The 20,461-nt window shown below is 41.1% G+C and carries 20 protein-coding genes; 17 read left to right on the top strand and 3 right to left on the bottom strand.

All coding sequences use genetic code 11. The annotated features are described in order from the left end of the window. Positions 1 to 52 precede the first annotated feature (52 nt). On the bottom strand, positions 53 to 1,873 hold the full coding sequence (locus tag L1068_RS06135; RefSeq protein WP_237129516.1) for an EAL domain-containing protein: 1,821 nt from the start codon (positions 1,871 to 1,873) through the stop codon (positions 53 to 55). A gap of 247 nt (positions 1,874 to 2,120) precedes the next feature. On the opposite strand from L1068_RS06135, the gene ubiE reads away from it, so the two are divergent. The 15 genes from ubiE to cysC all read left to right on the top strand — a co-directional run bounded on the left by ubiE (position 2,121) and on the right by cysC (position 17,214). Further along, the gene (gene ubiE / locus L1068_RS06130; RefSeq protein WP_100914342.1) at positions 2,121 to 2,873 is read left to right on the top strand and encodes a bifunctional demethylmenaquinone methyltransferase/2-methoxy-6-polyprenyl-1,4-benzoquinol methylase UbiE; all 753 of its coding nucleotides are present in this window, start codon (positions 2,121 to 2,123) and stop codon (positions 2,871 to 2,873) included. A gap of 4 nt (positions 2,874 to 2,877) precedes the next feature. After that, on the top strand, positions 2,878 to 3,483 hold the full coding sequence (locus L1068_RS06125; RefSeq protein ID WP_237129515.1) for an SCP2 sterol-binding domain-containing protein: 606 nt from the start codon (positions 2,878 to 2,880) through the stop codon (positions 3,481 to 3,483). An 11-nt stretch (positions 3,484 to 3,494) separates the two neighbouring features. After that, positions 3,495 to 5,105: a ubiquinone biosynthesis regulatory protein kinase UbiB gene (ubiB, locus tag L1068_RS06120; protein WP_237129514.1), complete on the top strand. Its 1,611-nt coding sequence runs from the start codon at positions 3,495 to 3,497 to the stop codon at positions 5,103 to 5,105. Positions 5,106 to 5,142: 37 nt separating this feature from the next. Continuing rightward, a complete protein-coding gene (gene tatA, locus L1068_RS06115; RefSeq protein WP_237129513.1) occupies positions 5,143 to 5,367 on the top strand; it encodes a Sec-independent protein translocase subunit TatA in 225 nt (74 codons plus the stop codon). Positions 5,368 to 5,370: 3 nt separating this feature from the next. Beyond that, positions 5,371 to 5,712: a Sec-independent protein translocase protein TatB gene (tatB, locus tag L1068_RS06110; protein WP_100914345.1), complete on the top strand. Its 342-nt coding sequence runs from the start codon at positions 5,371 to 5,373 to the stop codon at positions 5,710 to 5,712. Next, positions 5,693 to 6,451, top strand: a complete 759-nt coding sequence (gene tatC, locus L1068_RS06105) for a twin-arginine translocase subunit TatC (RefSeq protein WP_100914346.1) — start codon at positions 5,693 to 5,695, stop codon at positions 6,449 to 6,451. The genes tatB and tatC overlap by 20 nt, the downstream gene beginning before the upstream one ends. A 1-nt stretch (position 6,452) precedes the next feature. Then, a complete protein-coding gene (locus L1068_RS06100) occupies positions 6,453 to 6,950 on the top strand; it encodes a hypothetical protein (RefSeq protein ID WP_237129512.1) in 498 nt (165 codons plus the stop codon). A gap of 4 nt (positions 6,951 to 6,954) precedes the next feature. Next, positions 6,955 to 7,743, top strand: a complete 789-nt coding sequence (locus L1068_RS06095; RefSeq protein WP_237129511.1) for a TatD family hydrolase — start codon at positions 6,955 to 6,957, stop codon at positions 7,741 to 7,743. After that, positions 7,734 to 9,590: a diguanylate cyclase gene (locus L1068_RS06090; RefSeq protein ID WP_237129510.1), complete on the top strand. Its 1,857-nt coding sequence runs from the start codon at positions 7,734 to 7,736 to the stop codon at positions 9,588 to 9,590. The genes L1068_RS06095 and L1068_RS06090 overlap by 10 nt, the downstream gene beginning before the upstream one ends. Continuing rightward, positions 9,590 to 10,603 (top strand): porphobilinogen synthase, encoded by a 1,014-nt coding sequence (gene hemB / locus L1068_RS06085; RefSeq protein WP_237129509.1) that lies wholly within the window; start codon positions 9,590 to 9,592, stop codon positions 10,601 to 10,603. The genes L1068_RS06090 and hemB overlap by 1 nt, the downstream gene beginning before the upstream one ends. 485 nt (positions 10,604 to 11,088) lie before the next feature. Beyond that, the gene (gene cysG, locus L1068_RS06080; RefSeq protein WP_237129508.1) at positions 11,089 to 12,513 is read left to right on the top strand and encodes a siroheme synthase CysG; all 1,425 of its coding nucleotides are present in this window, start codon (positions 11,089 to 11,091) and stop codon (positions 12,511 to 12,513) included. A 37-nt stretch (positions 12,514 to 12,550) separates the two neighbouring features. Further along, positions 12,551 to 13,450, top strand: a complete 900-nt coding sequence (cysD, locus tag L1068_RS06075) for a sulfate adenylyltransferase subunit CysD (RefSeq protein ID WP_100914353.1) — start codon at positions 12,551 to 12,553, stop codon at positions 13,448 to 13,450. Next, on the top strand, positions 13,450 to 14,868 hold the full coding sequence (gene cysN / locus L1068_RS06070; protein WP_237129507.1) for a sulfate adenylyltransferase subunit CysN: 1,419 nt from the start codon (positions 13,450 to 13,452) through the stop codon (positions 14,866 to 14,868). The genes cysD and cysN overlap by 1 nt, the downstream gene beginning before the upstream one ends. Before the next feature lie 2 nt (positions 14,869 to 14,870). Beyond that, the gene (locus L1068_RS06065; RefSeq protein WP_237129506.1) at positions 14,871 to 16,595 is read left to right on the top strand and encodes an SLC13 family permease; all 1,725 of its coding nucleotides are present in this window, start codon (positions 14,871 to 14,873) and stop codon (positions 16,593 to 16,595) included. A 22-nt stretch (positions 16,596 to 16,617) separates the two neighbouring features. Continuing rightward, positions 16,618 to 17,214, top strand: coding sequence for an adenylyl-sulfate kinase (gene cysC, locus L1068_RS06060; RefSeq protein WP_237129505.1), 597 nt, complete (start codon positions 16,618 to 16,620; stop codon positions 17,212 to 17,214). A 1-nt stretch (position 17,215) separates the two neighbouring features. Here the strand turns inward: cysC and L1068_RS06055 are convergent, their stop codons facing one another. Beyond that, complete coding sequence (locus L1068_RS06055; RefSeq protein WP_237129504.1) at positions 17,216 to 18,013, bottom strand: chromosome partitioning protein ParA; 798 nt, start codon at positions 18,011 to 18,013, stop codon at positions 17,216 to 17,218. A gap of 82 nt (positions 18,014 to 18,095) precedes the next feature. Between L1068_RS06055 and L1068_RS06050 the strand changes: the two genes are divergently transcribed. Beyond that, positions 18,096 to 19,001 (top strand): response regulator, encoded by a 906-nt coding sequence (locus tag L1068_RS06050; RefSeq protein ID WP_237129503.1) that lies wholly within the window; start codon positions 18,096 to 18,098, stop codon positions 18,999 to 19,001. A gap of 59 nt (positions 19,002 to 19,060) precedes the next feature. Here L1068_RS06050 and L1068_RS06045 read toward each other — a convergent pair whose 3' ends face one another. After that, positions 19,061 to 19,426, bottom strand: coding sequence for a DUF4870 domain-containing protein (locus tag L1068_RS06045; protein ID WP_010561467.1), 366 nt, complete (start codon positions 19,424 to 19,426; stop codon positions 19,061 to 19,063). 668 nt (positions 19,427 to 20,094) lie between these two features. Here L1068_RS06045 and L1068_RS06040 point away from each other — a divergent pair. After that, the gene (locus tag L1068_RS06040) at positions 20,095 to 20,418 is read left to right on the top strand and encodes a DUF3718 domain-containing protein (RefSeq protein WP_237129502.1); all 324 of its coding nucleotides are present in this window, start codon (positions 20,095 to 20,097) and stop codon (positions 20,416 to 20,418) included. The last annotated feature ends 43 nt before the right edge of the window (positions 20,419 to 20,461 follow it).

Genomic DNA, 20,461 nt, shown 5'->3' with positions numbered 1-20,461 from the left:
TTATAGTTGTAGGCTATTTAACTTAAAATCAGCGTTATGATTACTGGCGTTGTTACCCAATCGCGTGAGGTAGTGCGAGCTTAAAGCCTTGAAAGCCATCGCTACCTAACTGCTGCGCCCATTTGACCTGTTCTTCAGATTCAAGCTGCTCGCATACCACAACAACACCCAAACTGTGCGCCAATTTAATAATATTCTCAAGAAAGTACCAAGAATCTTGTTTCTGTTCTAACTCACGAATAAAACTACCATCAAGCTTAACAATATCAACCGGCCACTTTCTCAATGCGAGTAATGTATTGTCTCCGGTACCAAAGTGGTCAATCGCAACTTTAGAGCCCAATTTATGTAACTTAGAAATAACCTGCGGTGCAAGCTGGCTTTGCGACAGCATTTGTTCATCAAACTCCCAAATTATTGAGGTAAACAAATCAGCAAATTGATGCGCTTGTTCTGTCAACCAAGCATAAAAGGTATCGTCTAACACACTGTGAACAGATACATTAATACTCACAGGCAAATCTAGCCGCCCTTTTACATACCAGCTTTTAATCAAATTAAAAATACGCTTATCGAGTTCGCCACTTGCTGAAAATTGCTCGGATTTTGATTGCAGTAATAAAGTAGGGATCACTTCGCCTTGGTAGGTGATTTTCGTGAGCACTTCTGAAAACATTAAACTAACTTGATCTGACATCATCACGCTATGCTGCGATAGTCCCAGTGTTGATTCACTAATCGCCATAAAAACACGCTCACGTGTCGCTAGCATATCTGATACCTTTTTAACATGTTGAGATGGTTCATATAGATGATATTTTCTGCGTTCTTTCACGGCGATTAACACAGCTTCATCTGCCGCTTTCATAACCTCAGGCATTGCCTCACCGCTTTGCCATAACACAGCGCCTACTAACACTTCTTTCTTTTGCTGGTATTGGCCTTGCAAACGAGCCAAGTGCGACGCCATATCACTCAAAACTTTAACTAGCTCATCTCGCGTAACATGCTGTAACACACACGCAAATTCATTGTCGTTTAAGCGAAAAATTCGTGCGTTAACGCCTTGCTTTGAGTGTGTTTGCAATGTGTATATCACATCTTCTAAAAAGGACCGCGCTACCGAAAACCCCTCTTTACGACGTACCGTTTCCCACTCACTTAAACGCACTAATATAAGTGCTCCGCTTTGGTTTTTCTCATCACTAAGTAATTGATCAAATTGCGCGCTAAACAAGCGGCGATTACCAAGTTGAGTAAGTTCATCTCTGTATAATGCGTTTTTAGCATGCTCCAAGCGCTGAGTTAGCTCGTTCACCAACTCTTTTACTTGATTTGTCATGCGATTATGGCTCGACATTAACGCATTCATTTCAGACACACTTTGTATCTCAGGTGCCTCGGTAAACTCTTTATTTGCAAGTTTATTGGTGTGTTGATGCAAAGCATCGATCGGGGCTTTAAGCGCGCGAATTGCAATGTGTAAAATAAACCAAGCAAAACAGATAAAAAACGCAAATACCGCACACACATCTTTAAATGAGCCATAGATATAGTTATTCGCGGGCGAAGCCTGTAGCTGCAATTGCACCATGTATTCTTGCTCTGCAAGTGCGAAACTTTGTTGAAACAATGGGCTAGAAACAGACAGGTAATTCGTAAGCCAGTTCGGCATAGCCGATGGCTGTGTAGCACGCTTTTCAATTAAAGTGTTATCAAGGTGCTGCACTCTAATATAAGCATATTGATGTAAGCGGCTAAACTGCGAAACCTGCTCCGTCAATAACTGGTGATTAGCATTCGCTGACTGCGAAATACTTTGCACTAACGTTAACCCCAACAATTCAGTTTGTTCCGCGAGCTGATGTTTCATAAATGCTTTACTATTGCTCACGGTAAAACTGGTTATCACAATAAAAAGTGAGACCATAATGAAAGCAACAATCACATTAAAATAGGTTTTCAGGGTCATCGAATGTTTTGACTAATTTTTATTCCATAATTCCAGTTTAGTGTGAGATCAATAAAAGTGCTCAATTTAAGCGCTAAGGCACGCTGATGATTGTCATTTCTTATTCCATTCGAGTAAACTATGGGCGTTAATAATCATAGGATTGAAAATGAAGCCACACGACGAGCAAACTGACTTTGGTTACAAATCTGTTGCACGAGAAGAAAAGCAGGGCCTAGTCGCCGATGTATTCCATTCTGTTGCAGCTAAATATGATGTAATGAACGATTTAATGTCGTTTGGTATTCACCGTTTATGGAAACGCCACACAATTGCTTGCTCGGGCGCCCGCGCTGGCCAAACAATTCTTGACTTAGCCGGTGGCACAGGTGATTTAACGGCGCGTTTTAGCGATATCGTAGGCCCTGAAGGGCAAGTAGTATTAGGCGATATTAACGATTCAATGCTTAAAGTCGGTCGCGAAAAACTGCGTAACCTAGGTAAAGTAGGTAACATTGAATACGTACAAATGAATGCCGAAGCGTTACCATTCCCAGATAACACCTTTGACCTTATTACAATTGCGTTTGGTCTTCGCAACGTAACCGATAAAAGTAAAGCCCTGGCGTCAATGCAGCGCGTATTAAAGCCAGGTGGTCGTTTACTTGTGTTAGAGTTTTCAAAGCCAATTCACGAACCACTGAGTAAAGCCTACGATTTCTACTCGTTTAACCTGTTACCGAATATGGGCAAGTTAGTTGCGAATGACGCTGAATCATATCGCTATTTAGCGGAATCAATTCGCATGCACCCAGATCAAGAAACGCTTAAGCAAATGATGGAAGATGTGGGTTTTGAAATGACTAGCTACGAAAACCTAACTGGTGGCATTGTGGCACTTCATAAAGGGTTTAAATTCTAAGCTTATGGTGTCGAGCCTAATTTCTGCCGCAATAGAACAACTGCTTAATCAACTAACCAAGCTTGATGGGCAGTTTGTCTCTGAGTTACGTGCAGCAACGCGTAAACAGCTTACAATTGACGTTACCAATATTTCGTTATTTATTACGCTGTTGTTTGATGGTCAACGCTTTCATGTTTTACCAAAAGGCGATAGCCAAAGCGACTGTCTAATTCGCGCAGATTTAAGCACCTTGCTTGAACTCAAACAGCCAGAAAAAGTAACCCAACTAATTCGCAGCGGTAGACTCGACCTTGAAGGTGATTTAAACCTAGCCCAACAATATAGCAAAGCATTTAACGCGCTGAATATCGACTGGGCTGATAATTTGTCATCGTATTTAGGTGATGGCCCAGCATACACGCTAGTTAATGGCATTAAACACGCGGTTAGTAACGCAAAAAAGCAAAGCGCGGTATCACAGGCAACGTTTACCAGCTTACTGCAAGACGAATTAAAAGTGTCTATTCACCCATTGGAAGCGCAGTTATTTAAACAACAGTGTCGCTCATTACAGCAAAGCTTAGCGCAACTAGAACAGCGCGTAGATAAGCTTTGTAACGCAATTTAAGGGCTTAATTAGTGCATTTTTCACGTGCTTATAAAATTATTAAAACCTTTCTTAATTATGGTTTAGATGAACTAATTCCGGCACACCTGTTTCCTTGGTACGGCAAACTCGCGCGCAGTTGTTTTTTTTGGCTTGGCAATAAACATAAAGATAAAAGTGTCGGTCAGCGTTTGCGTTTAGCCCTTGAGTCATTGGGGCCTGTATGGGTTAAATTTGGCCAAATGCTATCTACTCGCCGTGATTTATTGCCCCCTGATATCGCGAAAGAACTTAGTTTATTACAAGACAATGTCGCACCATTCGACGGCCACAAAGCTAAGCAGCTAATTGAACAAGCACTAGAACTCGATGATATTCATCAACTATTTGAACAGTTTGAACAAACACCGCTGGCGTCAGCATCTATTGCACAAGTTCATACTGCACAACTAAAACACGCAGGTGAGCTACACGAAGTTGTGATTAAAGTTATTCGTCCTGACATCGAAGACGCAATTTACTCTGATCTCAAGTTAATGGCACAACTGGCCAAATTAGTCAGTCAATTTATGCCAGATGGCAAACGATTACGCCCTGTCGAAGTCATTAACGAGTATCGCAAAACCTTGTTAGATGAACTCGACTTACAGCGTGAAGGTGCTAATGCAATTCAGCTTAAACGTAATTTTGAAGATTCAGATAGTCTTTATATTCCGTACGTTTATAGCGATTTAAGCCGCAAAAACGTGCTTGTTATGGAGCGCATTTATGGCATTCCTGTGTCAGATCTTGAAGCACTAGAAGCACAAAATACCAATTTACAGCTGCTTGCCGAACGCGGTGTTGAAGTCTTCTTTACTCAAGTATTCCGCGACAGTTTTTTTCATGCTGATATGCACCCTGGTAATATTTTTGTATCGCGAGAGCATCCTGAAAACCCAATGTATATTGGTATAGACTGCGGTATTGTCGGTACGCTCAATAAAGAAGATAAACGCTATCTAGCGGAAAACTTTATTGCATTCTTTAACCGCGACTATCGCAAAGTTGCAGAGCTTCATGTTGATTCAGGTTGGGTGCCGGCCGATACAAATGTTGAAGAGTTTGAGTTTGCAATTCGCACCGTATGCGAACCTATATTCCAAAAACCACTAGCCGAAATATCATTTGGCCAAGTGCTAGTAAACCTGTTTAATACCGCTAGACGCTTTAATATGGAAGTGCAGCCGCAGCTTGTGTTACTGCAAAAAACCTTACTTTATATTGAAGGGCTGGGCCGTCAGCTTTATCCGCAACTTGATCTTTGGAAAACCGCTAAACCGTTCTTAGAAGAATGGGTAAAACAGCAAATTGGTCCAAAAGCGGTATTATCACAAATTAAAGAAAATCTGCCATTTTGGGGTGAAAAACTACCTGAAATGCCAGATTTACTCTACAAAGCACTTAAACAACACACTAATTCGAGTGCAAACGTCACAATACAACAATCTAATCGTGCTATAGTCTGGGCAATATTTGCCATGACATTCACATTAACTGGCACAGTATTTTTTGTTACTAACTTCATTATTCCTGCTGCTGCACTGTTTACGGCTGCAACAGTGAGCGCTTGGCGAGCTTTGCGACATTCAGGCAATCATTAGGTATAATTTAACCATCTACTGATTTGGAGAACATATTATGGGTATTGGTGGTATTAGCATTTGGCAGCTACTTATAATCTTGGCAATTATCGTATTACTGTTTGGTACTAAAAAACTGCGCGGTATTGGTAGTGATTTAGGTGGCGCTGTTAAAGGGTTTAAAAAAGCAGTATCAGATGAAGACAAACAATCTGACGCAATTCAAAAAAAAAGCGAAAGCGATAAAGTTACCGACAGCGCAAAAAAGCACGATAAGGTTTAAATAATGGGCTTTTGGGAGCTATTTGTTGTTTTAGTTGTAGGCCTAATTGTACTCGGCCCTGAACGCTTACCGACTGCGGTACGCTCAGTTGCGCGCTGGATAAAAACGGTCAAACAAATGGCAACAAATGTACAGGCTGAAATTAATGAAGAACTGCGCGTTCATGAATTGCACCAAAATTTAAAGAAAGCAGAACAACAAGGTATGGATAACCTGTCGCCAGAGCTAAAACGCTCGGTTACTGAACTTTCAGAAGCGGCACAATCGGTAACTCACAGTTACAAAAATACCGAACAAAATACAGAGCAAGCGCAGAACAGCAATAATGACCAACAACCAAAATAACGCTGAACCAGCGCCAACCTTTATTAGTCACCTAGTAGAGTTGCGCAACCGACTAATGCGAGCACTCGCATCCATTTTGTTAATATTTTTAGCATTGGTTTATTTTGCTAATGATATTTATGAATTCGTTGCAACACCGCTTATTTCGCACTTACCCGAAAATGCGAGCATGATCGCAACCGATGTTACAGCGCCGTTTTTCGCGCCATTCAAACTTACATTGTTCGCAGCGTTGTTTTTAGCCTTCCCGTTTATTTTGCATCAAATTTGGGGGTTTATTGCGCCCGGCTTGTATCAAAATGAGAAGCGCGCGCTAATTCCAATCCTGGCAGCCTCAGTAATTTTATTTTATGGCGGCATTGCTTTTTGTTATTACCTTGTAATGCCAATTGTACTGGGATTCTTCACTGGCATTGGCCCTGAAGTAATGACCATTACACCCGATATCAGCAGTTATTTAAGCTTTGTCTTAAAGCTATTCTTCGCGTTTGGTATTGCGTTTGAAATTCCTGTCGCAATTATGCTGCTGTGTTGGAGCGGTGCGACAACAAAAGAAAAACTAAAAGAAAAGCGACCTTATGTTGTCGTTGGCGCATTTGTTATTGCGATGTTCTTAACGCCACCAGATGTTTTATCGCAAACATTGTTGGCTATTCCCATGCTAGCCCTTTTTGAGTTAGGCTTACTGCTAGCAGGATTTTATCAAAAGAACACAGACCCTGAAGAGGCTAAAAACTAAAATGAAAAAGTTATCTATTGTTTTATTCTCACTACTTACTTTGCCGCTAAGTGCGCAAGAAATTAATACACAGGCATTAAAAGCATGTAGTTTTATCGAAAATGATTTTCAGCGCTTGCAGTGTTATGACCAAGTTGTTGCAGGAAAAGAGCTTACAGCAGCGAAAGCGAACAACAATAAAAAAGCTAAGCCTGACTCAAAACGTATATCAACTAACAACGGAAACCAGGCCAAACCGAAAAAAGACAACTTTGGCCTTGAACACAAAAAGCTTGATAAAGAAACTGATGAAATAACTTCGGTTGTAGTTAGCGTTAAGAAAAAGCCACATGGCGAACTTATGGTAACGTTAGAGAATGGCCATGTTTGGCATCAAACAGGTACAGAATACTTCTCTGTTAAAGAAGGTGAGACTGTTATCATTTCTCGCGGTCTTTTTAATTCATTTACGATGAAAGTTGAGGGTAGAAATAGAGGCATTAAAGTAAAACGTAAATAGTCGTATGCGTTACTTTGATATCGGTGTAAACCTTAGCAGCGAGCAATTTGCCAAAGACAGAGCAGATGTAATTTGCCGCGCCCAATCGGCAGGCATTGAGAATATGCTACTAATTGGTTCAAACATTGATGATAGCCGCCAAGCTATTGCGCTCGCCAACACCTTCAATCTAACAGCAAGTGCGGGCATTCACCCGCATGATGCGAAAACAGCACAAGGCAATTATTGCGAAACCATCGCGTCACTGGCAAGTGATAGCCCCGTAGTTGCTATTGGTGAGTGCGGCCTCGATTATAATCGGGACTTTTCACCACGCGACAAACAGCGCGAAGTATTTGCCGCGCAAGTGGCACTGGCAAATAAACTTAATAAACCGCTTTATATGCATCAGCGTGATGCGCACCAAGACTTTTTAGCAATAGTAAAAGAAGCTAAAGTGCCTGGCGTTGTGCATTGTTTTACTGACAGTGAGCAAGCTCTAGAGGCTTACTTAGAACTCGGTTTTTATATTGGCATCACGGGTTGGCTGTGCGATGAACGCCGTGGAGATACGTTGCGTCAATTATTGCCACGAATTCCACTCGACAAGCTATTGTTTGAAACCGATGCACCATACTTGTTACCACGCAATATTAAACCTAAGCCAAAATCTCGCCGCTGTGAACCAATGCATATTACACATGTTGTTGCGCAAGCCGCTGAGTTGTATGGTTTACCTGTAGAAGAAGTCGCTGATGCAGCATTTAACAATGCGCATAAACTCTTTACCTTGGAAGTAAGTGCATGCGACTGATCTTGTTTATTTGCCTGTTATTCTCATGTGCACTACAAGCAAATACCTTAAATACTAAATTAAACGGATACACTCAGTTAGTATTTGACTACAGCCTAGTACCAAGTGATTCTCCTGAGAAAATCCCAGTAAATACCTGGCAACATGTTGAATCAGGGCAAGTCAATCTTGGCTTGGGTAATTCACCTGTTTGGCTGAAATTTAAGATAAATAATAATACACAGATGCAGCAAGAGCTCTTTTTGTTTAACGCATTTGTGCATATCGATAAGCTGACGTTATATCAAAAAGGCCACAACTTAACGCAAACCCAGCTTACACTTGGTGATAGCATGCCGATTAAAACGCGCTATTTAAAAGATGCTGATCAGATATTTAAACTCAGCCTGTCACCAAATACACACTATGAATACTATATAAAAGCTGAAACAGCAGGTGTAATGAAGCTTAACTTATCGCTTTGGCAGCACGATAAGTACATTGAGAAAAAAGCCAAGTTCAACCTAATTATGGGGCTGATATTAGGAGTGATGTTTGCATCATCGCTAATTTTATCTGTGCTGTTTTTAATTACTAAAAAGCAAAGCTTTGCTCTTGCAGCAGTGTTTAATATTTGCGTTTGGTTTTTATTTGCGTGGCTACTCGGCTATGTTTATCGCTATATTTCTGACCAAAGCTTTTGGTTAATTCATACCATTATTCCGGCGTTAACCATCTTTGTACTCGTCCCATTAAACATTCTTACCGAACGAATTTTAGGGCTACATAGCCTTGCAAAGCCACACGTTGCCTGTTTGCGCATTACGCTTGGTATTAGCTTAGCTTTAGTAGTTATAGCACCCTTTTTAAGCTACACCATAGCCCTTACTGTGGCGGTTATTTTTGCGCTTATTCATGTGCTTATTTTGTTACTAGTAACCGGCATTCGCGCGCAGAAAAAAGACACCAAGGCACAACTACTTGTAGTGTGTATTTTACCGCTGCTAATCACCCTTTTGTATAAAGGCGCATTGCTCTTTTCTTACAGCATCTACTTTAGCCAGCTTATGGTGGTGTTTGGTGTAAGCTATCTAATTAGCTGTATTGCTCTTACATTAATTGCAATTAGCAAATATATTCAACAGCGTGATATTAAGGTAAGTCAGCAACAAAAACGCCTTGCAGAAGCGGAAGCTAACGAAGCCATTCAGAGTGAAACTATTCGCTTACAAGAGTTACACCAAGAAGAATTAGAAAGTAAAATACAGCAGCGTACTTTTGAGCTAGAAGTGACCCTTAGAGAACTACAAGAAAAAAACCTTGAGCTCGAAGAACTGAATACACTTGATGCATTAACTGGGCTGCGTAACCGCCGTCATTTTGATAAGAAAATCACCATGGAGTTTCGTCGCTCTCGCCGTGAACAAACACCTTTGGCTGTAGTAATGTTGGATATCGATCATTTCAAACCCATCAATGACGAGTATGGTCATTTAGCGGGTGATGAAGCGATTAAGTATGTTGCGGCGAGTATCACAGGGGCATTGCGTCGTCCATCTGATATCGCATGTCGCTATGGCGGTGAAGAATTTGCCCTGATTTTACCAAATACCGATAGCCAAGGTGCTAAGTTAGTATCTGAAACCATTCGTCAAAATATTGCAAAACATGCGATAAAAACCAGCTCTGGTGATGTAAAACTGACCATTAGCGCCGGCATATTTAGCAAGGTTGCCGATGCAAGCTTAGATCCAAATCAATATACCGACTGGGCAGATAAGGCACTCTATAGCGCCAAGCAGCAAGGTCGAAATCGTGTTTTTATTGCCGATTCAACCCAGTCACCCAAAGACCCCGAGGAGTTATAATGGCCCAATCAGGTTTAGATTTATTCCCATATTCACGCATGCGTCGTATGCGTAAAGACACTTTTTCACGCAAATTAATGCAAGAAAACGTACTTACAACGGCCGATTTAATTTATCCAGTATTTGTATTAGAGGGTAAAAGTCGTCGTGAAAAAATTGATTCTATGCCAGGAATTGAACGTCTTTCGATAGATTTACTTATTGAAGAGGCAAAAGAGCTTGCAGCACTTGGTGTACCTGCGATCGCAATCTTTCCAGTGACACCAGCAGATAAAAAATCACTTGAAGCAGAAGAAGCGTACAACCCTGAAGGTCTTGCACAGCGTACCGTTAAAGCACTCAAGCAAGCAGTACCAGAAATGGGCGTGATTACTGATGTTGCACTCGACCCATTTACGGTTCACGGTCAAGACGGCATTATAGATGAAGAGGGTTACGTACTAAACGACATCACAACAGACATTCTAGTTAAGCAAGCGCTGTCTCACGCCGAGGCAGGAGCAGATGTTGTTGCCCCATCAGATATGATGGACGGCCGCATTGGTGCGATTCGTGAAGCATTAGAAGATGCCGGTTTTATCAACACGCGCATTATGGCTTATTCGGCAAAATATGCTTCGAGCTACTATGGTCCATTTAGAGACGCAGTCGGTTCTGCCGGCAATTTAAAAGGTGCTGACAAAAAGACCTACCAAATGGATCCTGCCAATTCAGACGAGGCGATACGTGAAGTCGCATTAGATCTGCAAGAAGGTGCAGATATGGTGATGGTAAAACCTGGCATGCCTTACCTTGACGTGGTACGCCGCGTAAAAGATGAATTTGGCGTACCAACCTTTGCCTACCAAGTAAGCGGTGAATACTCGATGCACATGGCGGCTATCGAAAATGGTTGGTTAGCTGAAAAACCAATCGTTATGGAGTCATTACTTGCTTTTAAACGCGCTGGCGCCGATGGCATTTTAACCTACTTCGCTAAGAAAGCTGCGATTTGGTTAAATGAGAAAGACTGAAATAAAACATGAAAAAAGAGCGCCAGCGCTCTTTTTTCATTCTAATGCAGTAATAGAATTGCACCATAACACAATATAGCAAGTACCAATCCTACACCGGCTCGCTGAAGATAACTCACCCGCATTTCTCGCTTAATCCAATAAAAATACATAAACTGCAAAAAACAGGTTGCCGTTGCGCCAAAACAGGCAAATAGGCATAAATAAATCACTTGCAACATCGCTGTCTCAGCTCAAAATAAAAATTTATATCTAATAACTATAATGGCTAATCGTCACTAAACACAACGTTTTTAATTAAACCCCTTGTTTTTACTTGCTTAAACCAAAATCAAAGTCGGTATATAACTAAAAAGAATATAGCTAGATTTAAAGTTATTTTTTTCTTTCCATGCTCTTCTCTATGCTCCATGCTAAATATTTGCCTGTAACGCAATCAGCCTGATAACACAGCGCAAAATTATCGCTTTCTTAGGGGACAACACGTGGACTATTTTCCAATTTTTACCAAGCTTGAAAATAAGCCTGTATTAATTGTTGGTGGTGGTGATGTAGCACATCGCAAATGCCAAGCTATGCTGCAGGCTAACGCCAGCATTACCCTTGTTGCGCCTGAGTTTTGTGCGGAATTAATAGCGCTTAGTAACGCTAAAAAAGTAACCCTTATCCACGATTACTTTACTGAGCAACATGTTAACAACCAGAGCTTAGTTATTGCGGCGACAGATCTTGAAGCCGTTAATAAAGCCGTATTTGATGCCGCAGAAGAAAAGAATATTTTCGTAAATGTGGTTGATGATCAACCAAAGTGTAGCTTTATATTTCCATCGATTGTGGATCGCAGCCCAATCACCATCGCGATTTCGAGTGCAGGCAAAGCGCCGGTGCTTGCGCGTCGCTTACGTGAAAAACTTGAAACCATCATCCCACAGCATATTGGCCCATTAGCGCAGCTTGCGGGTAACTTCCGCGATAAAGTAAAAAGCCAATTAGATAGTTTTAGTAAACGCCGCATGTTTTGGGAAAAAGCATTTACTTCAGATGCAGTAGCGCAAGTAGCTAAAGGTGATATTACTGCTGCAGAACAAACCTTTGAAAACATCTTAGCTGGAGACAACCAATTGATCGGCGAAGTGTTTGTGGTCGGTGCGGGACCTGGTGATCCTGAGCTTTTAACGATTAAAGCACTGCAAGCAATGCAAACTGCGGATGTTATCGTATACGACTATTTAGTGTCTGACGAAATTATGGCACTAGTGCGTAAAGACGCAGAGTTGGTGTGTGTTGGCAAACGCTTAGGTAATCACAGCGTGCCGCAAGATGAAATCAACCAAATCTTGGTAGAGCTTGCTAAGCAAGGTAAAAAAGTATGCCGTTTAAAAGGCGGTGACCCGTTTATCTATGGTCGCGGCGGTGAAGAAGTACAAGCGCTGGCAAAGCACCAAATTGCGTTTCAAATTGTACCAGGCATTACTGCCGCAGCAGGCTGCTCGGCATATGCGGGTATTCCGCTAACGCACCGCGATCATGCTCAGGCAATTCAATTTGTCACAGGCCATTGTAAAAAAGAGGGCCAAGAACTTGATTGGCAATCTCTGGCAAAAGCAAATCAAACTCTCGCTGTTTACATGGGTGTAATTAAATCGCCGCATATTCAAGCAAAATTAATTGAATATGGGCGCGCACCTGAAACACCTGTAGCGATTATTGAGAATGGCACACGTAGAGAACAGCGTGTGGTAACAGGTGAACTCAATGACTTGGCAAATTTAATTGAACGCGAGCAAATTAAATCGCCAGCATTACTGATTATTGGTGAAGTAGCCAACCTTAGCAAAGAGCTTGCTTGGTTTGGTAATTCACAACAGCCACATTTGTCGAGCAGCCAGCTGCTCACCAATGCGGCATAAAGAATTTAGAATTAACTTTACGTTTTAGGACAAAATCATGGCATTAACCCATCTTCAGCAACTCGAAGCTGAAAGTATTCAAATTATCCGCGAGGTTGCGGCTGAGTTTGAAAACCCTGTGATGCTTTACTCAATTGGTAAAGATTCATCGGTGTTATTGCACTTAGCGCGCAAGGCTTTTTACCCAGGCAAAATTCCTTTTCCACTACTGCATGTAGATACCGATTGGAAGTTTCGCGAAATGATCGAGTTTCGTGACCGCTTAGCAAAAGAATACGATTTTGAACTAATTGTGCATAAAAACCCTGAAGGGATTGAGATGGGCGTTGGCCCGTTTACTCACGGTTCTTCTAAGCATACCGATATCATGAAAACCCAAGGCTTAAAGCAAGCGCTTGATAAGTATGGCTTTGATGCGGCATTTGGTGGTGCACGTCGTGATGAAGAAAAATCACGTGCAAAAGAGCGTGTATATTCGTTCCGTGATAAGAACCATCGCTGGGATCCTAAAAATCAACGTCCAGAGCTGTGGAGCAACTATAACGGCCAAGTCAATCCAGGTGAAAGCATTCGTGTATTCCCGCTATCAAACTGGACTGAACTTGATATTTGGCAGTACATCTACCAAGAAAACATCGAAATTGTGCCGCTTTACTTATCGGACAAGCGCCCTGTTGTTGAACGCGATGGCCTACTAATCATGGTCGATGACGAACGTATGCCACTACGTGAAGGCGAAGAGCCAGAGTTACGCTCTGTGCGTTTCCGTACTCTAGGCTGCTACCCACTAACAGGTGCGGTTGAGTCTGAAGCAAATACCTTAACTGGTATCATTGAAGAAATGTTGTTATCAACATCATCTGAGCGCGAAGGCCGTGCAATTGACCACGATTCGTCTGGTTCTATGGAAAAGAAAAAACGTGAGGGCTATTTCTAATGTCGACAGCAAATGAAGTAAGAGAATTAGGTATTGAGCAATACCTATCACGTCAACAAGACAAAAGCTTATTGCGTTTATTAACTTGTGGTAGCGTAGATGATGGTAAATCAACACTGATTGGTCGTTTGTTACACGACAGCCATCAAATTTATGAAGATCAGCTGGCTGCACTTCATAAAGATAACGAAAAAGTAGGTAATGCGGGTGAAGAACTAGACCTGGCACTACTTGTTGATGGCCTGCAAGCAGAGCGCGAGCAAGGTATCACCATTGACGTTGCTTATCGTTATTTCTCAACCAATAAGCGTAAGTTTATTATTGCTGATACACCAGGACACGAACAGTACACACGTAACATGGTGACCGGTGCATCGACTGCAGATTTAGCGATTATTCTGGTTGACGCGCGCTACGGTGTGCAAGTGCAAACCAAACGTCACAGCTTTATCTGTGATTCTCTGGGTATTAAACAGTTTGTTGTCGCAATCAACAAAATGGATATCGTAGATTTTGATGAAGCCGTTTACAACAAAATTCAGCAAGACTATTTAGACTTTGCAGAGCAGCTAAATGTAGAAGACATTCGTTTTATTCCAATGTCTGCCTTAAAAGGCGATAACGTTGTAACACGCTCTGAAAAAACGCCGTATTACACAGGTGCCCCGCTACTTGAGTTACTTGAAAACTCGCCTGCGGCTGCAGCTAATACCGAGTTTGAAGCACGTTTACCAGTACAACTAGTTACACGCCCTAACCTAAACTTCCGTGGTTTCCAAGGTACATTAGTTGCGGGTGAATTAACGGTAGGTGAAGCAGTAAAAGCACTGCCTTCAGGCAAAACGTCTACGGTAAAAGAAATCGTAACCTTTGATGGTAATTTAGAGCGCGCAGAAGCCGGACAAGCCGTTACATTAACACTTAACGATGAAATAGACATCAGTCGTGGTGATGTTATTGGGCCAGCAAATAGTACGGCCAAGATTTCAAACCGCCTGCAAGCAAAATTAGTATGGATGCACGAAGCTCCGTTAGTGCTAGGCAAAGAATACAATGTTAAGTTGGCAACTAAGAAAACAACTGCAAAAGTCGTTGCGATTGACCACACTATCGATGTTAACACGCTCGCACACGGTCAGGCAGACAGCCTACAGCTTAATGAAATCGCCATTGTTACAATTGAAATTGATGAGCAAGTGCTCGCTGACGCTTATGTTGCCAACCGTGAAACTGGCTCATTTATCTTGATTGATCGCTTATCAAACCTAACGGTTGCAGCTGGTATGATTGAACAAGTGCTTGATACTGCCGATACACAACAAGCACCATCTAATTTTAGTGCCTTTGAAGTTGAGTTTAATGCATTAGTGCGTAAACACTTCCCTCACTGGCAAGCAATTGATATTTCAAAGCTATAAGTATGTATCAGCAAGTCAACCTTAGCCTTATTATGTTCGTTTTAGTCGCCTGCCTATTTGGCACGCGACTAAAACCTGCGTGGGTTTTTGCTGGCGCAATTAGTGTAAGTTATTTAGCAGGCCTGATAAATTTAGAAGGCGTGCTAATTAACTTCACTAACCCATCGCTTATTACACTTGTGTTGTTGATTTTAATAAGTATTGGCATCGAAAAAACCGCGTTTATTCGTAAACTGTCAACTTCCTTAGCAAAAGGAAGCTTATCAAAGTCAGTCACTAAGTTAGGCTTATCGACCGCCTTTTTATCGTCTTTTACAAATAATACAGCCGTTGTCGCGAGCCTTATTTCTGCGGTAAAAGAAAACAAAACCCATGCTCCGTCAAAGCTATTATTGCCTTTGTCATATACGGCAATTCTGGGGGGCACACTCACTTTAATTGGCACGTCAACTAACCTTATTGTCAATGGCTTTGCCGTTGAAGCTGGTATGGAGCCTCTCGGCTTTTTTGACTTCACCTTGGTTGGTCTTGCGGTTTTAAGTGCTGGTTTAATTGCAATTTTGCTGCTATTAAAATTTCTGCCCAACTATCAAGAAGCGGACGATGAAGTCACGCCGTTTTATCTCGAAGGTAAAGTAAAGGCCAGCTCTAAATTAATTGGCAAAACGGTTGAAGAGAACGGTTTACGTGAATTAAAAGATATTTTCTTAGCCGAGATTATACGCGGTGAAAAGCGCATTGCCGCAGTAACGCCAAAGCAAGTAATTAAAGCTGGCGACATTTTACTGTTTTCAGGTGACTTAAAATCGGTGCCATTATTGAAGCAGTTCGATGGATTAGAAGTTATCCACGATAAACACGAAATGGCGGTTGAACACTTTGTTGAAGTAGTTATCAGTCATAGTAGTTCGTTGGTTGGTCAAACACTAAAAGATGCTAACTTCCGTAAGGAATTTAAAGCAGCAGTAGTGGCTATTCGTCGCGGCCATAGCCGCTTAGAAGGTAGCTTCGCCAATATTCAATTACAAGCTGGTGACAGCCTTATTTTAGCACCGAGCAGTGATTTCCAATCAAACAAAAAGCTCAAACGTGAATTTGTTTATATCTCCGGACTCGACTTACAAAGCCACCTCGATGAAAAACAGTCTCACTGTGTGTTTGCGGGTTTTATTGCGGTAATTGGTCTAAGTATTTTTGATATCGTGCCTCTGGTAAAAGGGCTAATTGTATTACTCATAGGCTTTATGTTGTGGGGCGTAGTCTCGGTCAGTGAAATAAAACGTCGTTTTCCAATCGAGTTAGTTGTTATCGTCGGCAGTGCCATTGGTCTTGCTAAATTAATGATCGATACCGGCGTGGCGACGCAAATATCAGAGTTTGTATTAAGTTTAGTTGGTCAATTTGGCCCGTATACAGCGCTTGTGGTTATATTCTTACTAACCCTACTGTGTACTGAACTTATCACCAATAATGCAGCAGCTGCGCTGTCGTTCCCTATCGCCTATTCATTAGCAATTGGCTTTGGCGTGAGCCCTCTGCCATTTATTATGGCTGTGGCGTTTGGCGCATCAGCTAGCTTTATTTCACCGTTTGGTTATCAAACAAATCTAATGGTGTACAGTGCAGGCAATTATCAAGTTAAAGATTACATTAAAGTTGGCATTCCAATGTCGCTGGTTTACTCCATTACGGCACTGATCTTTATACCTATTGTTTTTCCATTTTAATTAACGGATTGTAGAACCCATTATGAGTGACGAAAATATCGTTTGGCACAACTACCATGTTGAGAAATCAAACCGCATAGAGCAAAAAGGCCATAAGCCATGCGTTTTATGGTTCACAGGTCTTTCAGGTTCAGGGAAAAGCACCGTTGCTAACGCCCTTGAAACGGCACTTCATGAAATGGGAGTACACACATACTTGCTCGATGGCGACAATGTGCGTCATGGCCTTTGTGGTGATTTAGGATTTAGCGATGAAGACCGCCAAGAAAATATTCGCCGCGTGGGTGAAGTTGCTAAGTTAATGGTCGATGCAGGTCTTGTAGTACTGAGTGCGTTTATCTCACCATTTCAGGCTGAACGCAAAATGGTACGCGAGCTAGTAGATGACGGTGAGTTTATTGAAGTATTCCTAGATACCCCGTTAGCAGTGTGTGAAACGCGCGATCCGAAAGGTCTTTACAAAAAAGCGCGTGCAGGTGAGATTAAAAACTTCACCGGTATCGATTCAACCTATGAAGCACCAGAGTCACCTGAGATATCACTGGATACAGGCGCAAATACAGTTGCTGATTCAGTTAAGCAAATAATTGCTGAACTAAAACAGCGCAATATTATATAAGTTACTTTTTCTCGACTTGTTGTAGCAAGTCGAGAAATTTCTTCTCTACAAAGTCTTTTTCTTTTACTAGATGTGTTAGTCGTTCTTCCGCTTCTAACAATTTTTGCTGTAATTTTTTCGCTTCACCTGCATCAGTATTATCCGCACCTTGCGCCATTAACTGCTGAATAACTTGATCTTGTTCGGTCATTTGCTTTTTGTATTGCTGCAGCGCTCTTTTTAAATTGTTATTTTCGTCACTACTTGAAGTTGTTGAGGGGTTTGATGTTAGTTGCACGTATTCTCGTTCTAACTGTTCAAACTGCTCGCTGATTTTTTTGTTTTCTTTGGTTAAACGCTCAACTGTGTCGTACTGAGAGTAAAGTTTTTCGCGGGTAATTTTTAGCTTTTTCACACTGGAGTCTAAATCACCTTTCAGCTTATGAATTAATTTATGGGCTTTTTTTAAACGCGCATTCAAATCATCCATTGATGCTTTTTCTTCTTTACTGATGTGATCTGACGTCGATGCTTTAATATTAGCAAGTTGATTTTCTAGCCCTTGTTGCACACGAATTAACGCATCGAGTGTATCGCGGTTATCAGCGCTGTAATTGAGCGCCATCTCAATTGAATCTTGATATTCTGCGATCAATTTATCGTCGACATGCGAACCATTGCCACCCGCTTTATGTGCGAATTTTCTAAACTCTCGAAGAATCAACCATAAAATAACAAACCAACCCAAGAGAATAAGCAAACCTAGGTCCAGCGCGAGTATTTCTAAAACTTTGAATGAGGTTAAACCTGGGATATTCATAGCTTCTCCAGTAAGACAGTGAGTTAAGTATAGTCTTGATTATTTTTTGCGACTATACTGAATGAATTATCTACAATTGCAGATGTTAATTTTGAGAATACTTGTTGTAGACGATAGCAAAGCGACCCTTGAAATTGTAAGACGCTCGCTTGAAGGTTTTGGTTATCGTCATCTTTCAATAAAAAAAACAAATAATCCGATTGATGCACTTGCCATCATTGGGCAATGGCAACCTCATATTTTACTGACTGATTGGAATATGCCGGAGCTCAGCGGAATCGCATTAATAAAGGCGATTCGTAAGAAGCAGTTAAATACGCAAATCGGTATGATCACCACCATCGACGATACAAAGCAACTCCAACAAGCACAAAAAGCGGGAGCTGATTTTGTACTCAGCAAGCCATTTGATGACCAAGAGCTTTACGAAAAATTACTGCCTTTAGTGCAAGGCGCGGAGCAAAGCGAGATTATACTCGACGAGATAGAAGAACTTTCAGAAGGACTGGCACTGCCTAACCTTGATCAACTCGAAAAAAGCTTGGTAAAGCTCACATCTTCAGAATTAACAATAAACACTATCAAAGCACAGGTATTTGATGAATCTAAACTGCCCTGCATTATGGCGGTGTTTGAAGACTGTGAAACACAAAAAGTACGTTCAGTGGCCTTACTCGATATTTATGCCGCGTGTACCTTGGCAAAAAGCAACCCAAACGTAACAAATGGACATATTCAACGCGTTATTAAAACCAAACGCCCAAGTAAGTATGTGATGGAAACCAGTCAACAGATTCTGCAAAAGGTCGCTGTGGCATTTCTTGATCACCAAAGCCGAAAAAGTTTACGCTTAAAAAATACTAACTTTATCGACCAATCCTTTCCCAAATTAGAAAACCTCTACAAGACGCCCGCTAATAGGCGGCTTGATATCTCGATACAAATTCTCCCTTTGGCTCAGGGGCGAATAACTATCATAGGCTTCTAAACCGCTAGAAAAACAAAAAGGGCGCCGTTAGGCGCCCTTCTACATCTCAAATCAACTGCTTAGAACATCCAAGATGTTGGATTCTCGATTGGCTCGTTTTTGTCCAGCGCTTTAAGCCCTTTAACACAACGTACAATTAGCCAAACAAGGTAAAATAGAATGATTGCGAAACCGATTACAACAACAGAAAGAATTGTTCCAATCACAACATACAATAAACCAATCCAGAACGTACGGATTTGATACTGATAATGTGTTTGTAGCCATTCTGGTGCATCTTTTTTATTAACATATGCCATGATCACGCCGATCAAACCTGTAATACCTAAAATAATGCTCGCTAGGTAAAGTACATAGTTAATTTTAGCGCCATTTTTTGCCGACGCATCTTGCTTTTCGTTAGTTTCAACTACCTGGTCAGTCACCTTTTATCTCCTTATGATGAACTTATTTGTTGCCAGAATGCTTAATTTACAAGCATCTGAAATTATTGCAATAAGAGAATCACTGGGCGGAGCTGTTAAGATAAAAAACTGTCTGAAAAACAGTAAACTATAATTCTACTGCTTACTTGGATCGATATACAGACAACACATAATTTAGCTTTGTTGCACTGTACATGCGTGGCTTTATTGCAACAACTAAAGGCAGCAATATCACTCACCTTAGTCGTAACTTAATTCAAGCTTGCCTTAATAGTACTCATATCACGCAAATATATTTATTAAATCAACAGCGCGTATTGACCCAAATGGTCTTTTTTATGCTTGTTCTCGCTATACATGTGTAACAAATTATTTGTTATGACCCAGCACTAAAAAATTAACCTTTTTGCTCCTTTTTACATTTTTAACTAAATAACCTAAGACAGTCGGATTGATTTAAATGGCGAACGGAATTTAATTGCAAAATAAGCAACAATATTAATGTGAATACCTGTGTTTTATTATGCAACTTGTTAATCGATTACTTTTTAAACAGAGAATTCCTACATACTTGCTTACAGCGCATCATAGTTTTCAAACACACTTGTGAAAATTTTAAGTTACCTTTTCAGTGCACTTTACCCAACGCCACATTAAAGGACACGAAAATGAAAACACTATTAATTACAGCAGGAGTCGCACTACTCTCATTAACTAGCGCACCATCTTTTGCACATAGCAAGCAAGTAGTTACAACAGACTCGTCAGCAGACTCAAGCCTTTGCGCTGCAATTATTAAAGATAAACCAGTGGTTATTACTAAACGCTTAAAACAAGCAAGATTGCGTAAACATCAAGCTAAAGAGGTGCTGTTTTGTAATGGCCTTTCCCTTTCTGAATTTGCACAAAAGCACAATTCATACAAAGCGATTGCCCACTTAAGGCTTGAACCAAGCCAAGAGCAACTGGCAAACAACAACATTGTAAAATAAATGTTAAAAAGCTTCTTGCTTTTGTAAAGCAACATAACTAATC

It is taken from the genome of Pseudoalteromonas sp. MMG024 (genome assembly GCF_021654175.1).
In the GTDB taxonomy this organism is placed as follows: domain Bacteria; phylum Pseudomonadota; class Gammaproteobacteria; order Enterobacterales; family Alteromonadaceae; genus Pseudoalteromonas.
Note: the sequence above shows the minus strand (reverse complement) of the source record. Positions and strands in the feature narration are given on the sequence as shown.

Excerpts from the sequence above, each read along its gene's own strand:
- L1068_RS06135 (WP_237129516.1), bottom strand. The coding sequence starts at position 1,873 with ATGAAACATCAGCTCGCGGAACAAACTGAATTGTTGGGGTTAACGTTA.
- ubiE (WP_100914342.1), top strand. The coding sequence starts at position 2,121 with ATGAAGCCACACGACGAGCAAACTGACTTTGGTTACAAATCTGTTGCA.
- L1068_RS06125 (WP_237129515.1), top strand. The coding sequence starts at position 2,878 with ATGGTGTCGAGCCTAATTTCTGCCGCAATAGAACAACTGCTTAATCAA.
- tatA (WP_237129513.1), top strand. The coding sequence starts at position 5,143 with ATGGGTATTGGTGGTATTAGCATTTGGCAGCTACTTATAATCTTGGCA.
- tatB (WP_100914345.1), top strand. The coding sequence starts at position 5,371 with ATGGGCTTTTGGGAGCTATTTGTTGTTTTAGTTGTAGGCCTAATTGTA.
- tatC (WP_100914346.1), top strand. The coding sequence starts at position 5,693 with ATGACCAACAACCAAAATAACGCTGAACCAGCGCCAACCTTTATTAGT.
- L1068_RS06100 (WP_237129512.1), top strand. The coding sequence starts at position 6,453 with ATGAAAAAGTTATCTATTGTTTTATTCTCACTACTTACTTTGCCGCTA.
- L1068_RS06095 (WP_237129511.1), top strand. The coding sequence starts at position 6,955 with ATGCGTTACTTTGATATCGGTGTAAACCTTAGCAGCGAGCAATTTGCC.
- L1068_RS06090 (WP_237129510.1), top strand. The coding sequence starts at position 7,734 with ATGCGACTGATCTTGTTTATTTGCCTGTTATTCTCATGTGCACTACAA.
- hemB (WP_237129509.1), top strand. The coding sequence starts at position 9,590 with ATGGCCCAATCAGGTTTAGATTTATTCCCATATTCACGCATGCGTCGT.
- cysD (WP_100914353.1), top strand. The coding sequence starts at position 12,551 with ATGGCATTAACCCATCTTCAGCAACTCGAAGCTGAAAGTATTCAAATT.
- cysN (WP_237129507.1), top strand. The coding sequence starts at position 13,450 with ATGTCGACAGCAAATGAAGTAAGAGAATTAGGTATTGAGCAATACCTA.
- L1068_RS06065 (WP_237129506.1), top strand. The coding sequence starts at position 14,871 with ATGTATCAGCAAGTCAACCTTAGCCTTATTATGTTCGTTTTAGTCGCC.
- cysC (WP_237129505.1), top strand. The coding sequence starts at position 16,618 with ATGAGTGACGAAAATATCGTTTGGCACAACTACCATGTTGAGAAATCA.
- L1068_RS06055 (WP_237129504.1), bottom strand. The coding sequence starts at position 18,013 with ATGAATATCCCAGGTTTAACCTCATTCAAAGTTTTAGAAATACTCGCG.
- L1068_RS06050 (WP_237129503.1), top strand. The coding sequence starts at position 18,096 with ATGTTAATTTTGAGAATACTTGTTGTAGACGATAGCAAAGCGACCCTT.
- L1068_RS06040 (WP_237129502.1), top strand. The coding sequence starts at position 20,095 with ATGAAAACACTATTAATTACAGCAGGAGTCGCACTACTCTCATTAACT.